The organism is Bacillus sp. 5w2, assembly GCF_054353775.1.
Genome location: NZ_JBTIWT010000005.1, coordinates 157,449 through 170,124 on the forward strand (window position 1 = coordinate 157,449; position 12,676 = coordinate 170,124).

General features: G+C 34.9%; 17 protein-coding genes. 3 read left to right on the forward strand and 14 right to left on the reverse strand.

Annotation, left to right across the window (positions count from 1 at the left end; all coding sequences use genetic code 11):
- Nucleotides 1-96: 96 nt before the first annotated feature.
- The 8 genes from ACXY7N_RS12620 to ACXY7N_RS12655 all read right to left on the reverse strand — a co-directional run bounded on the left by ACXY7N_RS12620 (nt 97) and on the right by ACXY7N_RS12655 (nt 5,233).
- Nucleotides 97-846, reverse strand: coding sequence for a class I SAM-dependent methyltransferase (locus ACXY7N_RS12620; RefSeq protein WP_000873069.1), 750 nt, complete (start codon nt 844-846; stop codon nt 97-99).
- Complete coding sequence (gene rsfS, locus ACXY7N_RS12625) at nt 843-1,199, reverse strand: ribosome silencing factor (protein WP_000653203.1); 357 nt, start codon at nt 1,197-1,199, stop codon at nt 843-845. The genes ACXY7N_RS12620 and rsfS overlap by 4 nt, the downstream gene beginning before the upstream one ends.
- Nucleotides 1,196-1,765, reverse strand: coding sequence for a bis(5'-nucleosyl)-tetraphosphatase (symmetrical) YqeK (yqeK, locus tag ACXY7N_RS12630; protein WP_016086223.1), 570 nt, complete (start codon nt 1,763-1,765; stop codon nt 1,196-1,198). The genes rsfS and yqeK overlap by 4 nt, the downstream gene beginning before the upstream one ends.
- Nucleotides 1,755-2,324, reverse strand: a complete 570-nt coding sequence (gene nadD / locus ACXY7N_RS12635; protein WP_016086222.1) for a nicotinate-nucleotide adenylyltransferase — start codon at nt 2,322-2,324, stop codon at nt 1,755-1,757. The genes yqeK and nadD overlap by 11 nt, the downstream gene beginning before the upstream one ends.
- Nucleotides 2,325-2,462: 138 nt before the next feature.
- Nucleotides 2,463-2,756, reverse strand: coding sequence for a ribosome assembly RNA-binding protein YhbY (gene yhbY, locus ACXY7N_RS12640; protein ID WP_016086221.1), 294 nt, complete (start codon nt 2,754-2,756; stop codon nt 2,463-2,465).
- Nucleotides 2,757-2,761: 5 nt separating this feature from the next.
- Nucleotides 2,762-3,595 carry a shikimate dehydrogenase gene (aroE, locus tag ACXY7N_RS12645; protein ID WP_016086220.1) on the reverse strand — a complete coding sequence of 278 codons (834 nt, stop codon included), beginning with the start codon at nt 3,593-3,595 and terminating at the stop codon, nt 2,762-2,764.
- 15 nt (nt 3,596-3,610) lie between these two features.
- The gene (gene yqeH, locus ACXY7N_RS12650; protein WP_016086219.1) at nt 3,611-4,717 is read right to left on the reverse strand and encodes a ribosome biogenesis GTPase YqeH; all 1,107 of its coding nucleotides are present in this window, start codon (nt 4,715-4,717) and stop codon (nt 3,611-3,613) included.
- A 3-nt stretch (nt 4,718-4,720) separates the two neighbouring features.
- A complete protein-coding gene (locus ACXY7N_RS12655; protein ID WP_016086218.1) occupies nt 4,721-5,233 on the reverse strand; it encodes a YqeG family HAD IIIA-type phosphatase in 513 nt (170 codons plus the stop codon).
- Between the two features lie 247 nt (nt 5,234-5,480).
- Here ACXY7N_RS12655 and sda point away from each other — a divergent pair, with 247 nt between their 5' ends.
- Nucleotides 5,481-5,636, forward strand: coding sequence for a sporulation histidine kinase inhibitor Sda (gene sda, locus ACXY7N_RS12660; protein ID WP_000850097.1), 156 nt, complete (start codon nt 5,481-5,483; stop codon nt 5,634-5,636).
- A 149-nt stretch (nt 5,637-5,785) separates the two neighbouring features.
- Here sda and ACXY7N_RS12665 read toward each other — a convergent pair whose 3' ends face one another.
- Together ACXY7N_RS12665 and sigK are read right to left on the reverse strand one after the other, a co-directional pair.
- Entirely contained in the window at nt 5,786-6,574 is a 789-nt protein-coding gene (locus ACXY7N_RS12665) for a phosphatidylserine decarboxylase (RefSeq protein WP_016086217.1), read from the reverse strand.
- 290 nt (nt 6,575-6,864) lie between these two features.
- Entirely contained in the window at nt 6,865-7,578 is a 714-nt protein-coding gene (gene sigK / locus ACXY7N_RS12670) for an RNA polymerase sporulation sigma factor SigK (protein WP_000051382.1), read from the reverse strand.
- Between the two features lie 187 nt (nt 7,579-7,765).
- Between sigK and ACXY7N_RS12675 the strand changes: the two genes are divergently transcribed.
- Complete coding sequence (locus ACXY7N_RS12675; RefSeq protein ID WP_116363329.1) at nt 7,766-8,560, forward strand: hypothetical protein; 795 nt, start codon at nt 7,766-7,768, stop codon at nt 8,558-8,560.
- A gap of 55 nt (nt 8,561-8,615) precedes the next feature.
- On the opposite strand, the gene ACXY7N_RS12680 is transcribed toward ACXY7N_RS12675, so the two are convergent.
- From ACXY7N_RS12680 to ACXY7N_RS12690, 3 genes are all read right to left on the reverse strand, one after another.
- Complete coding sequence (locus ACXY7N_RS12680; RefSeq protein ID WP_116363330.1) at nt 8,616-10,112, reverse strand: YcdB/YcdC domain-containing protein; 1,497 nt, start codon at nt 10,110-10,112, stop codon at nt 8,616-8,618.
- A 92-nt stretch (nt 10,113-10,204) separates the two neighbouring features.
- Nucleotides 10,205-10,354 carry a 50S ribosomal protein L33 gene (gene rpmG, locus ACXY7N_RS12685; protein WP_001265617.1) on the reverse strand — a complete coding sequence of 50 codons (150 nt, stop codon included), beginning with the start codon at nt 10,352-10,354 and terminating at the stop codon, nt 10,205-10,207.
- Between the two features lie 144 nt (nt 10,355-10,498).
- Nucleotides 10,499-11,122 (reverse strand): nitroreductase family protein, encoded by a 624-nt coding sequence (locus tag ACXY7N_RS12690; protein WP_016086214.1) that lies wholly within the window; start codon nt 11,120-11,122, stop codon nt 10,499-10,501.
- A 351-nt stretch (nt 11,123-11,473) separates the two neighbouring features.
- Here ACXY7N_RS12690 and ACXY7N_RS12695 point away from each other — a divergent pair, with 351 nt between their 5' ends.
- Nucleotides 11,474-12,124, forward strand: a complete 651-nt coding sequence (locus tag ACXY7N_RS12695) for a GTP pyrophosphokinase (RefSeq protein ID WP_016086213.1) — start codon at nt 11,474-11,476, stop codon at nt 12,122-12,124.
- Between the two features lie 76 nt (nt 12,125-12,200).
- On the opposite strand, the gene ACXY7N_RS12700 is transcribed toward ACXY7N_RS12695, so the two are convergent.
- Nucleotides 12,201-12,668, reverse strand: a complete 468-nt coding sequence (locus tag ACXY7N_RS12700; RefSeq protein WP_016086212.1) for a hypothetical protein — start codon at nt 12,666-12,668, stop codon at nt 12,201-12,203.
- Nucleotides 12,669-12,676: the final 8 nt, after the last annotated feature.

The following is a 12,676-nucleotide window of genomic DNA, read 5'->3' on the forward strand; positions in this document are numbered from 1 at the left end:
AAGCAGTTAGGTGAGGGATCAACTGCCCGTAAAAGCCCGATTGGTTCAACTAATAATCAGCGAGGGGCTTCGCCCCCCGCTGATTAAAGTTTCACTCTATCCATTTTTCTTCGCCATGAAGAAAATACGCTCTGTTTGTTCTGTAACTTCAAGTCGTTCAAAGTCACCAGTCACGCGAAGCACTGTAAAACCAGCTTCTTCAAGCCATTTCGTTAACTCTTCAACCTGATATGCACGTTGCACGTGACATTCGTCAAAACGATGGTACACATCTTCTTCTGGGTCTTGAACAAAGAATGTTAAGTCATGTTCTACACTATTTGACTCTTCACCAGGGAAGCAATTCCAAATAAGAGATATTTCTTCTCCATTCACTGTGTATGTTTCATTTTGAAATACATGATGTATTTTATATAAAGAATGTACATCAAATAAAAACAAACCATCTTGACGTAAATGGTGAAACACTCTTCGAAATGTTTCTTGCACTCCATCTTCTTGCAATACATAATTTAATGAATCACAAAAAATAGTTACACAGTCAAACTCACCCGGAACATCAAGCTCTCGCATGTCTTGTTGGTAAAAAGGAATAAAATATCCTTCTCCGCCTAGTTTTTGCTGAGCGACCGTTAACATTTCTTCTGAAAGATCGACACCGATTAAATCGTAACCCTTTTGTACAAGCGGAAGTGTTACATTACCAGTACCGCATGCTACATCAAGAATCTTCGCCTCTTTCATATCCGCTTGCTGTAAACTTTCCTCTGTGAATTCCACCCATTTATCATAAGGAACATCATTCATTAGTTCGTCGTACAACAATGCAAATTGTTCGTATTTCATTGGTCTAGCTCGTCTGTAATATCTTCACGCGGCACATCGCCCCAAAGACGCTCTAAATTATAGTGATTACGCTCATCTTTATGGAATACATGGGCAACTACATCTCCAAGGTCAACTAACACCCAGCGTGCTTCGTCAAAACCTTCCATACGTTGTACGTCGATTTGGAACTCATGTGCTTTTGATTTAATTTCACGCGCAATTGCTTGCACTTGCTTATCTGAGTTACCGTGACAAATAATAAAATAATCTGCAATTGGTGAAATACCTTGCATATTTAGGACAACCATATCTTCTGCTCTCTTATCATCAGCCGCTTTTGCTGCTAATACTAATAAATCTTTATCTTTCATCTACTAATTTCCTCCTTGATAACTGCGTTGTATGTTTGGAATGTTAATGGATAAATCGTTTGATTTTTTTCCATTAAAAATTGAATTGTTCGCTTTAACGCAAATAATAAAGCTTGATTTATATCCGTATATGCGAGTTTGCGAGCTTCCTCCACCCCTGGAAACTTTCGCCCAGGCTCAATGTAATCAGCTACATAAATTACTTTATCTAACATCGTCATTTTCTCATGACCACTTGTATGATATGTAATAGCTTGCAGGATTTCAGGATCCGTAATGCCTACTTCTTTTTCTACTAAGTATGCCCCAACAGGTGCATGCCATAACTCTTTGTTATAACAAAGTAAATCTTTCGGCAAATCTTCACTTTTAATAATCTCTTCCATCTCAGAAATCGCTCTACACTTCGCATAATCATGGAATACAGCTGCAACTTCAGCCTTTTTTTCATCCACACCGTATAACTTAGCAAGTTCAATTGCTGTCTCCATTACACCAATTGTGTGTATATAACGTTTTTCATGCATTTGTTGTTTGACAATATGAAGTGCTTTCTCACGATCCATACAACCCATTCCTCTCGATATATACCTGTACTTTTTCAGGAAGTAAATATTTACATGTTTTCTTCTCTTTATATCTCTCACGCAATAAAGATGAAGAAACTGCAAACTCCGGAATTTCCACAGTGGTGATAGGATAAGGTGTACGCAATGTATAACCAGGTCTTGCAACCCCAACAAACGTTACAAGATCAAGTAACGCTTCAATGTTATACCACTTTGGTAAATACTCAACCATATCTCCACCAATAATAAAGTGAAACTGCACATCCGGATACTTCTTCGTCAATTGTAACATAGTGTCATACGTATAAGATGGGCCCTTCCTGCTTAGCTCTTCTAAACAAATAGAAAAATGTTCCTCTGCCTCAGTCGCAAGCTCTAACATTTGTAAGCGATTTTCTACACTTGTAATATTCCGCCCTTGTTTATGCGGTGGAATTTGGTTCGGCAAGAACCATACTTCTTCTAAATTCAAAGCGTGATATACTTCATTTGCAATTAGCAAATGTCCATAATGTGGCGGATCAAATGTACCGCCAATGATGCCAATTTTTCTCAAAAGAAACGCCCCTTCCTTTTACGTACAGCAACTCTCTTCATTTCTATCCGAAGAGAGTTCACTGTTAATAAAAGTTCAATTGGTTTCGTTCTCTACATCATTACGAACTAGCAATAAAAATAGCATATGCTAGCCTTTTTATCGAGGAAGCTTAATTTGCTTATTTTCTCTAGATTCTTTGTATAAAACGATTGTACTTCCAATTACTTGAACGATTTCAGCACGTGCGCCTTTTGCAAGCTCTTCTGCAACTTCACGACGATCAAATTCACAATTTTGTAGTACGCTCACTTTAAAGAGTTCACGAACTTCTAATGCTTCTCCAATCTGTTTCACCATATTTTCATTTACGCCACCTTTTCCAACTTGAAAAATCGGTGTTAAATGATGTGCCTTTGCACGTAAAAATCTTTTTTGTTTTCCTGTTAACATATATGTTAGCCTCCAAGCTTTCTTATAACTAATTGTTTCATTCTATCGATATTCGGTACACGTCCTGTCCACATTTCAAATGCAAGTGCCCCTTGATAAACAAACATATCAATACCATTTTGAATCATTGCACCTTGCTCGTTTGCCTCACATAAAATTTTCGTTTCAAATGGATTATAAATTATATCTGATACAATCGTTCCTTTTTTTAACGAAGAAATTTGTAATGGTGTATATTCGACGCGTGGATGCATACCTATTGTTGTCGTCTGAATGATAATATCATAATTTCCTTGTTCTTCTGTTGCTTTTTCTAACGATAAAGCAACAGAATTAACATGAGCCTTACATGCAGCAATAAGTTCTTTCGCCTTATCTACTGTACGATTAGCTACATCAATCTCTTTCACACCTACATCAGCAAGAGAAAAATAAATAGCTCGACTAGCACCACCTGCGCCAAGCAGTAAAATACGTTTCTCTTGAAGTGGTTCACTACTAATTGCCTGCAGCGCTCGGACAAAACCAATTCCATCTGTATTATAGCCAATCAGTTTTCCATCCTTATGAACCACTGTATTTACTGCACCAATTTGTTTTGCTAGCGGGTCAATCTCATCCAAGTAATCCATAATAGCAACTTTGTGCGGAGTTGTTACATTAAATCCTGAAATACCTAATGCTTTTAAACCTCTTACTGCTTCCCCTAGCACTTCCTCTTTAACAAGAAATGCATGATAATGGGCATCCATATTCAAGTGTTCAAATGCATCGTTATGCATAACGGGTGATAATGAATGTCCAATTGGATTTCCGATTACACCATATAATTGTTTCATAAATCCCTCTCCATATTAAATTAAAGATTTACGTAGCGAAACACTTACTCCTTTTGGTACGTGTGCAACAATTTTTGCTCCCGGTTCGTTTACAGTAACCCATCCTAATCCAGAGAATACAACATCCGTTTTTGGTTCACGAATATTAAATTCATATTTCACTAGTTCTGGCATATTTGCTAATTCTTCTGGTGTTGGTGGGCTTAGTAAATCCCCAGCATGATTTTTATACAATTCATCTGCTTTCTCAAGCTTTGTACGATGGATTGTTAAACGATTCGAGAAGTGACAAGTAAACGCACGGCGACCACCACTTACATAATCAAAACGCGCCAGTCCACTAAAGAATAACGTTTGTTCTTCATTTAATTGGAATACCATTGGCTTAATTTCTTTTGTTGGTGTAATAAGCTTTAAGCTTTCTTTTCCAACATAATGAGCCATTTGATGGTGGTTAATAATACCTGGTGTATCATATAAAGAAGATTCTTCGTCTAACGGAATATCAATTAAATCAAGCGTTGTTCCTGGGAAATGAGATGTTGTAATTACATTTTCAGTCTCATCACTAAATTCTTTAATCATACGATTAATAAATGTTGATTTTCCTACATTCGTACATCCAACAACGTAAACATCTTTTCCGCCTCGGTAATACTCAATCGCATCTGCCAGCTCAGCAATCCCTTGTCCTTTCGCTGCACTAATTAAAAAGACATCTTCTGGTTTTAATCCTAGCTGCTTTGCACTATAGCGCATCCAATGCTTTACTTTATCATGTTTTACTGACTTAGGAATTAAATCAGCTTTATTCCCAACAAGTAATACTTTATTATTTCCCACGAAACGATGTAAGCCAGGTAACCAGCTACCATTAAAATCAAAAATATCTACAATCTTAACTACTAATGCATCCGATTTTCCAATTCCATTTAGAATACGTAGGAAGTCATCATCTGTTAATGATACATCTTGAATTTCATTGTAATGCTTCAAGCGAAAACAGCGTTGACAAATTACTTGTTCTTTCTCTAAAGATGAGGTAGGAGCATATCCCACTTCATTTTTATCTTCTGTTTGAATTTCTACACCGCAACCAATACATTTAATTGTTTCAGTCAAACTTTATTCCTCCCAATTAATTAAACCTTTTTTCTTCATATTTCTCATAATTCTTCGTTCAATTTTCCGATTAAAGCGCGTTACTAATCCATCCGTTTGTGCTACCGGTACAACTAAAATCGTATGAAGGCCCACTCGGTTTCCACCTAGCACATCCGTTAGTAACTGATCCCCAATTACTACAACTTCATCTGGTTGTAAACGCATCTCTTGTATCGCACGCTTAAATGCGCGAACAAATGGTTTACGTGCACTATGAATAAATGGAATACCTAATGGATCAGCAAAGTCTTTCACACGTTGCTCATTATTATTTGAAACGACCGTCACTTGGATGCCTTGCTCTTTCATTTTCAAAAACCATTCTTCAAGTTGTGGCGTTGCATTTGGACGATCCCATTCAATTAAAGTGTTATCTAAATCAGTAATAACACCTTTAATTCCACGTTTCTTCAAATCTTCTGCTTGAACATGATATACATTTTTCACATATTCATTTGGTAAAAACAACTTCAATTTCTTTCACCTCTTTGAGGAGTTTTCATAAAAATTTTTCGACAACATATTTCGATATATAACCTGTGGATAAAATTGTACACATTTTCCACATTAATTTTTCAGTTAATTTGGAATTTACTAACAATCTATACACACTTTATCCACTTAGGTGTGTGGATAACTACCCGTTTGTGACTGTCATATTTTTTTGGTACATTAAATGCAACAACGAATCAATCCTTATATTATTAGGAGGTGACTCACCTTGAAAACAAAACATATGGAACAGTTATCTACTGAGTTACTCACTGAGTCTTATTATAAAGCAAAAGAACTAAAATTAAATCCCGACTTCATTTTACTTATAAAACAAGAAATGATTAGACGCTCATTAGAGGACAAGCTTGTCAAATCGTCTTGATTATATATTAAAGTAAAATTTTCATTAGCTAACTTGTAAAAAGAGCCATCCTGCGATGGCTCTCGAATAAACAAGTACTCCCATCTAGGGAATTTCATCATTAAGCATCTTTGTCCATAACTCTTGCTTACAATTATAAAATCTTTTCTTTACTTATGAGCCACTCGAGTAGCAATTTTTTCACCAAGACGAAGCTCTTGTCCACTCTTCAAATGCTGTACTACTTCTATCATATCTTTTTCAAACAATAACACAACTGTTGAACCGAATGTAAAGTATGCCATTTCTTCACCTTTTTGAACAGTACTTCTTTCATGTAACAGCTCAATACTATTAACAAACATAGCTCCTACTTTTACAAGCGCCATATGTTCACCATCACTATTTACTTCTGTAACAGAGCGATAATTTTTTGACAATGGTTCTTTCCCGTATTCCATACCAGCTGCATTTACCGGATATGATTTTCTACCGAGTACAAATCTTTCAGTCACAGAACCAGAAAGCGGACTATGAATACGATGATAATGACTTGGGCTTAAATAAATAACCATGTATGTACCACCAGCATATCGCTTTGCACGTTCTTCATTACCTAGCATATCCACAATCGAATAACGCTTGCCTTTAATATCAAATGTTTTCGTGTCCTCAATAGGACCGTGATCAGCAAAAACACCATCAACAGGACTAACGATACTCAATGTATCTGTATCAATACTACGCTTTCCTTCTTTTAGCTTACGTGTAAATAATTCATGCAATGTTCTATATTCCTTCAAACCCTTTTCCATCTCATCTTGATTAATTCGAAAAACTTTCGCATACGATGGAATAATGATAGAGCTCAAACGAGATTGTGCAAATTTACGTAATATATAAGAAGTAAAACGACCATTTGTAAGTTCGATCATAAGTCGATATAATGTACGTCGCAAATTGCGAAACCTCCTAATCAGTCTATAACTTTAGCTTCCCCTTCTTTTCCTTCTATATCATATGTAAAACTGGTTCTTATTCCCACATATCATATAGAACTGCCATATTATACATGCGGAAGACTAAGTATGGTATTATTCTTAAATTGTTTAGCACCCTCTAATATTACAGATAGAATCCGTCATTTTCAACAGTGAACATGGATTTCTTCTGAACACAACTCTTTTTCTTTCCTGATTTACAAAAAGAAAAGCAGCCAATTTTAAAATACGGCTGCTTGCAATGTACATTATTCTTTCGCTTTTTTCTCTTTCTCCGCTCTTACAAATTCATGGAACATTTTCATTAAAGCGCGCTTTTCAATTCTTGATACGTAGCTTCTGGAAATACCAAGCGCCTTTGCAATCTCTCGTTGCGTTTTCTCCTTATCAAGCCCCAGTCCAAAACGCTTCACGATCACTTCTTTCTCTCGTTCGTCTAAAATATCGATATACTCTTTAATCTTTTCTAACTCCATACTAAGCTGGATCATATCAATTACATCTTCAGACTCTGATTTTAATATATCAATAAGCGATATTTCATTCCCCTCTTTATCTTGCCCGATTGGATCATGAAGTGAAACGTCCTTTTTCGTTTTTTTCAGTACACGTAAATGCATCAAAATTTCATTTTCAATACAGCGTGCTGCATACGTCGCAAGTTTTGTGCCTTTTCCTGCAGAATAGCTCTCGATCGCTTTAATAAGCCCAATTGTACCAATCGAAATTAAATCTTCTGCATCTTCTCCTGTGTTTTCAAATTTTTTAACGATATGAGCTACAAGCCGTAAATTATGTTCAATTAAAAGATTTCTCGCTTGAGCATCACCTTGCTCCATTAACTCTAAGTACTTTCTCTCGTCGTCTGATGATAACGGCTGCGGAAACGCATTATTCTTCACATAAGAAACAAAGACAAACACTTCTCGAACCATATATCCAATTGCGGCGAATAGACTCAAACCTTTCACCCCCGCCAAAATAGTGGTCTTTACTATGTGTATGTGGGCGTGAGGTTGTTTGTGTCTGTACGATATAAATATGGAATCCTTAGCTTTTTGTCGAACGAAATAAGTCTTTCATACCTTGAATATTTTTTCCAATGTATTACAATATGTTAAGTTCCAAAATTTTGAAAGAGGTGTTTTCATGCAATACTTTACTTCACAAATAACAAAACTAGTAGTACTCACACTATCTTTTTTCTTACTGTCAGCTTGCGGACAACAAACTTCGCCCACAAAACCTGAAACGACTAAACAGGATACTGCAGCATCAAAAGACAGCACAAAAACAGAAGATAAACAAAAAGATGAAGACAGTGTGAAAACTGAGGAAAATGCAACAAACGAGAATAACGTAAAAACTGAAAACCAGCCAAAGACTGAGAACCACTCAACTACTGAAAACAACAAAAAAAATGAAAACAACAAAAAAAATGAAAACAGCGTAACAGCTAAAAACAGCACAAAAGCTGAAAACAACACAACTACCGAAAACAACAAAAAAAATGAAAACAATGCAACACCTAAAAACAATACAAAAACTGAGAGCAAAGCAACTACTGAAAACAACAAAAAAAATGAAGATAACAACACAGTTAAAAATAATACAAAACCTGAAGCAGAGTCTAAAAACACACAAAAAGAACAACAACCAGCTAAGCAACCAAATAAACAAACTGATACTATTACATTCACAAGTGAAGATGCTATAAAAGTTCTAGAAAAAAGAATGGGAGCTCGCTCAGATGAAATTCGTTACGGCTCCGGCGAAGACAAACTAATTGGCACAATAAATGGTATTAAACTATACGACGTTTTATATGGACGCGAATCTCCTGAGAACTCACGTGCTCTAAATTTTGCAGTGGGATCTGATGGAAACCTATATGATTGGTCAAAAGCTCAAGATGGTATTCTTCAACCACTTAACGGCAATTAATAAATAATTCTAAGAACATAGTAAAAGCCAGTCGATACATATCGATTGGCTTTTACTAGTATTTACTCCAAATTTTCTCCCCAGTATGCGCATCAATATAACGAATTTCTCGACTACAGTCGAAGAATTCTTTATAATTTTCATCCGTTGTTTGTTTATACAGCAATTGATATACCGTTTCCTCTACGTCATGATCTATAGACCATTCTAATTTAACTCGGATAGCCTCTCTGTATATTTCTAACGCTTCTTCTTTTGTTACTTTTGGTGTTGTTTCATATGCAAGTAATCCTTTTATAAATTTGCTAGACTCTCCAGAGTAGTGTATCACTGCACCATTTTCTGCATTGATGTTGATCATAAAGTGCTTATACTCTGCCGGAATACCATTCACATATACGGAAAAGTTAAATCTTTCAATCCCATCTTCTGCTTCTTCACGTTCCTCCCAAAGGCGAAGATATTGTGTGATATCCGGAATCACTCGCTCTAAAAATTGAATTGCTTTTTGTAAACATTCCTCTCTAGACAGTATTTGCTTTGCTTCTTTATCTTCTGTCAGTTTTATAAAACCAATTAATTCACTGGTTAATTTATCAACCGTAATGCCAATTAAATTATTATATTTTAACATCGGTAAATGCTTCTTAAAGAATTCATTCATTAAATATGGATTCTGTTCTTCTTTCTGTTTTTGTAATTCCTCTTTCGGAACAAATTTCATCCTTATTTCATCATCATTTTCCGTCTCATCTACTTTTATAAAACTTTCTTTATCCCAGCCAAATAATTCGAATATGTCACCTTGCCGGCTACCTTTTTTTGTTTTTTCAACAGCTACTGTCGGCGGTAATTTATAATGTTCTGATCCAAACAAATCTTCTCCCGTACTTGCATTAATAGATGCATGACTAGGTTCTGGTTCATATACAAGATGGTACCCTTTTACTTCTTTTCCATTTTCATACTCACATGAAGAGTGTGTTAAATCTACAAATACAAGTCTCATATTTTGTCTAGCTTTCAAATTTTCTAAAACGACATTCTCCTCAACAATTTCACTTGGCCATAACGGTTTTTTCTCGATAGCTTTTTGTCCATTATAACGAAAATGTACAACATTACCTGAAGGATGAACTCGCACGACACACCCTGTATTCGGCAATGGATAGCTATTCACTTCTTGCATATAATTTACTTCTTTCCAACCGCGCCAATTATCCTTAACAGTTACATATGTATAAAATTCATATCCTTCTTTTATATATTTTTTTAAGAATACATTTGCAATCCCTCTTGCTTTATTCTCCTCTATCGCTTCCTTGCCGCTCGAAATAGAATTTCCCTCCTCTATCCTAAAGTCAATTAAATTACCGGTATGTCTATTCAGTGTAATCTGTATTGTTCTCTCCTCATCCGCTTTATGTTCCCACCATAATAGATGATATGGGTCATCCACACCTTCTTGATCATCTACAACAAGACTATAATCATCTGAAATGTCAATAATATGAGCCACTTGCTCTTTTCTTTCTTTATCTTTTTGATTCATCATACCGCTCCCTTTATTACAATTTAAGGTAATTATAACAAACAAAACCAAAGAAATATAAACAAAAAAAGACTAGAGATATCTCTAGTCTTCTACTTCGTTTCACGATGTAACGTTACTCGCTTTAATCGTGGACAATATTTTTTTAGTTCGATGCGCTCTGGATTGTTTCGTTTATTTTTTTTAGAAATATAATTACGATCACCGCACTCGGTACAAGCTAATGTAATATTTACACGCATTTGTAATTCTCCTTTCTTTTAAAGATCGCAAACTAAAACGTAATGATTACGATTTATATATTATATAACTTCATTCTATTTGTCAATTGCAAAACAAAAGGGATCTAAATAGAACCCTTTTGTTTAAGTAATCTATACCTTGTATTAAAATGTTTCGTATGTAACAAACTCACTAATCGGTTTTCGATATCCTCGTGGGCGAGTTTTAGTAGTATCACTTTTTCCTATCGTAATCATTAAAACAGGTACTACATGCTCCGGCATATTTAATTCACTTTGTACTGCTTTTTCATCAAAACCGATCATCGGACACGTATCATAGCCATAATATTTAGCTGCGTACATAAAAGTCATCGCACTTAACGAAGCATTTCTAATCGCTTCCTCTTCCATGAAGCGTTCTCCTTTTCCTTCATATAACCCTTTCGTTTGCCTAATTGTATCTTCATACTCACATTCATCAATCATCTTTAAAACCTTCATACCGAAATAAATATTTTCGACATTTTGATATGCTCTCTTATCACCACAAACAAGTATTACTGCAGATGCACTTGATACTTTATACTGCCTAAAAGCTAACTCTTTTAATCTTTCTTTGCGCTCTTGATCACGAATTACAACATAATGTGTATGTTGCAAATTATAACAAGATGGAGAAAGCTTTGTTAGCTCAAATATTTTTTTAAAATCCTCATCAGGGATTTCTATTTCTTGTACAAATTTCATTGCAGAACGTCTAGCAATTGCTAATTCTTCAAAGTTCACCTTATAGCCCCCTTAATAATCATAAATTCAAACATACATTAATTTATATAATAAAATAAATCAAATGAAAACACTTTAAGTTATGGATAATAATGATGCTTCACAAAAAAAGACAAAAAGCTGAAACAATTAGTTCATACGAAATTCACACGAATCTATTACTATAAGAATTATACATAGTGAACTTATTAACAATCACGTTTATTTATATAGAATCTTACTCGAAAGGAGTTGAAAGTATGAAAACTAAATATCGTTTTATGATCTCATCATTTGCTGCTTGCGCTTATATGCTTTGGTATTTAGTATAATAACAACCTCGCTTGTAAATTGGAAAAGGTGTGTATATAAATGGAATATAATCAATCAACAGTTAACTATTGGAAAGCTTTTGTACTACCATATACATTTGCTTTAGAAGAGTTAAAAACTAAATTTGAAATTATGAACCGGGAAGCTCAATTTTTAGAGGATTACAACCCGTTTGAACATATAAAAACAAGACTAAAACAACCTGAAAGTATTATTAAAAAGCTTGAGCGTAAAAATTTATTACCAACAGTTGAAAATGCCCAAACTCATTTACAAGATATCATCGGCATTCGTATTACATGTTGCTTCGTAGAAGATATCTATCATTTAAAAAATGTTATTCAAAAGCGTGAAGATATGGAAATCATTGAAGTAAAAGATTATATCGCTAATCCAAAGGGAAACGGATATAAAAGTTTACACATGATTATTAAATATCCTTTATCACTGAATTCTGGTACAAAAGATGTATTTGCAGAAATTCAGTTACGTACACTTGCTATGGATTTTTGGGCAAGTTTAGAACATAAACTTTACTATAAATATGAAGGGAAAATACCTGAGTATTTAAAAGATGAACTACACGATGCAGCAATGAAAGCTGAAGATCTTGATAATAAAATGGCAACCATTCGCCAAGATATTGATGATATTGAAGCATGTTCAAATCAAATTATGTTACCACTATAAAAAAGGTTCTCTCCAATGAGAACCTTTTTTATTTCGCTATTTACGGGTAGTAAGACTTCCTAATTAAAATTTCACTTTATTTCTTCCCTATCATGCGAACCTCTTCAATTTTCCATCCATCCTCTTCTTTTCCAAGCGCATACTGTACGTTCTTCTGAAGAGTGACCTCCCCCTCTATTTCTTTTTCCTTCGTTTCAACAACAACATACCCTGCTTTACTAGCTTTCATATCTATATGTTCCAATTCAATTTTCTTATTTCCCTTTTGAAAAGCTGCTTCTTTTTGTGTTTTTAAGTCTTCAGCACTAGGCATCTTCTTTGAAAATAACTCCATATGTTCAGCAAGATTTTTTTCATTTGTCGTCCGTACAAACTTCTCCATAACATCTTGAATCGATTTCTCTTCTTCTTTCGTTATTTGTACCTTTTCCTCAGCTTTTGTAGTAGTAGATTTTTTTTCTATCTGATTCTCTTTGGATTGACATCCAACTAGCAATAATACACCTATTAGAAGGGATCCTATCCCTCTGAAAAAAGCCCCCATCTTCCCAT

What these genes read in the sequence shown, in the direction of transcription:
- aroE (WP_016086220.1), bottom strand. Translation starts at nt 3,595, where the DNA reads ATGAAACAATTATATGGTGTAATCGGAAATCCAATTGGACATTCATTA.
- rpmG (WP_001265617.1), bottom strand. Translation starts at nt 10,354, where the DNA reads ATGCGTGTAAATATTACATTAGCTTGTACCGAGTGCGGTGATCGTAAT.
- ACXY7N_RS12700 (WP_016086212.1), bottom strand. Translation starts at nt 12,668, where the DNA reads ATGGGGGCTTTTTTCAGAGGGATAGGATCCCTTCTAATAGGTGTATTA.
- yqeK (WP_016086223.1), bottom strand. Translation starts at nt 1,765, where the DNA reads ATGGATCGTGAGAAAGCACTTCATATTGTCAAACAACAAATGCATGAA.
- ACXY7N_RS12680 (WP_116363330.1), bottom strand. Translation starts at nt 10,112, where the DNA reads ATGAATCAAAAAGATAAAGAAAGAAAAGAGCAAGTGGCTCATATTATT.
- rsfS (WP_000653203.1), bottom strand. Translation starts at nt 1,199, where the DNA reads ATGAAAGATAAAGATTTATTAGTATTAGCAGCAAAAGCGGCTGATGAT.
- ACXY7N_RS12620 (WP_000873069.1), bottom strand. Translation starts at nt 846, where the DNA reads ATGAAATACGAACAATTTGCATTGTTGTACGACGAACTAATGAATGAT.
- ACXY7N_RS12695 (WP_016086213.1), top strand. Translation starts at nt 11,474, where the DNA reads ATGGAATATAATCAATCAACAGTTAACTATTGGAAAGCTTTTGTACTA.
- yhbY (WP_016086221.1), bottom strand. Translation starts at nt 2,756, where the DNA reads ATGTTAACAGGAAAACAAAAAAGATTTTTACGTGCAAAGGCACATCAT.
- ACXY7N_RS12675 (WP_116363329.1), top strand. Translation starts at nt 7,766, where the DNA reads ATGCAATACTTTACTTCACAAATAACAAAACTAGTAGTACTCACACTA.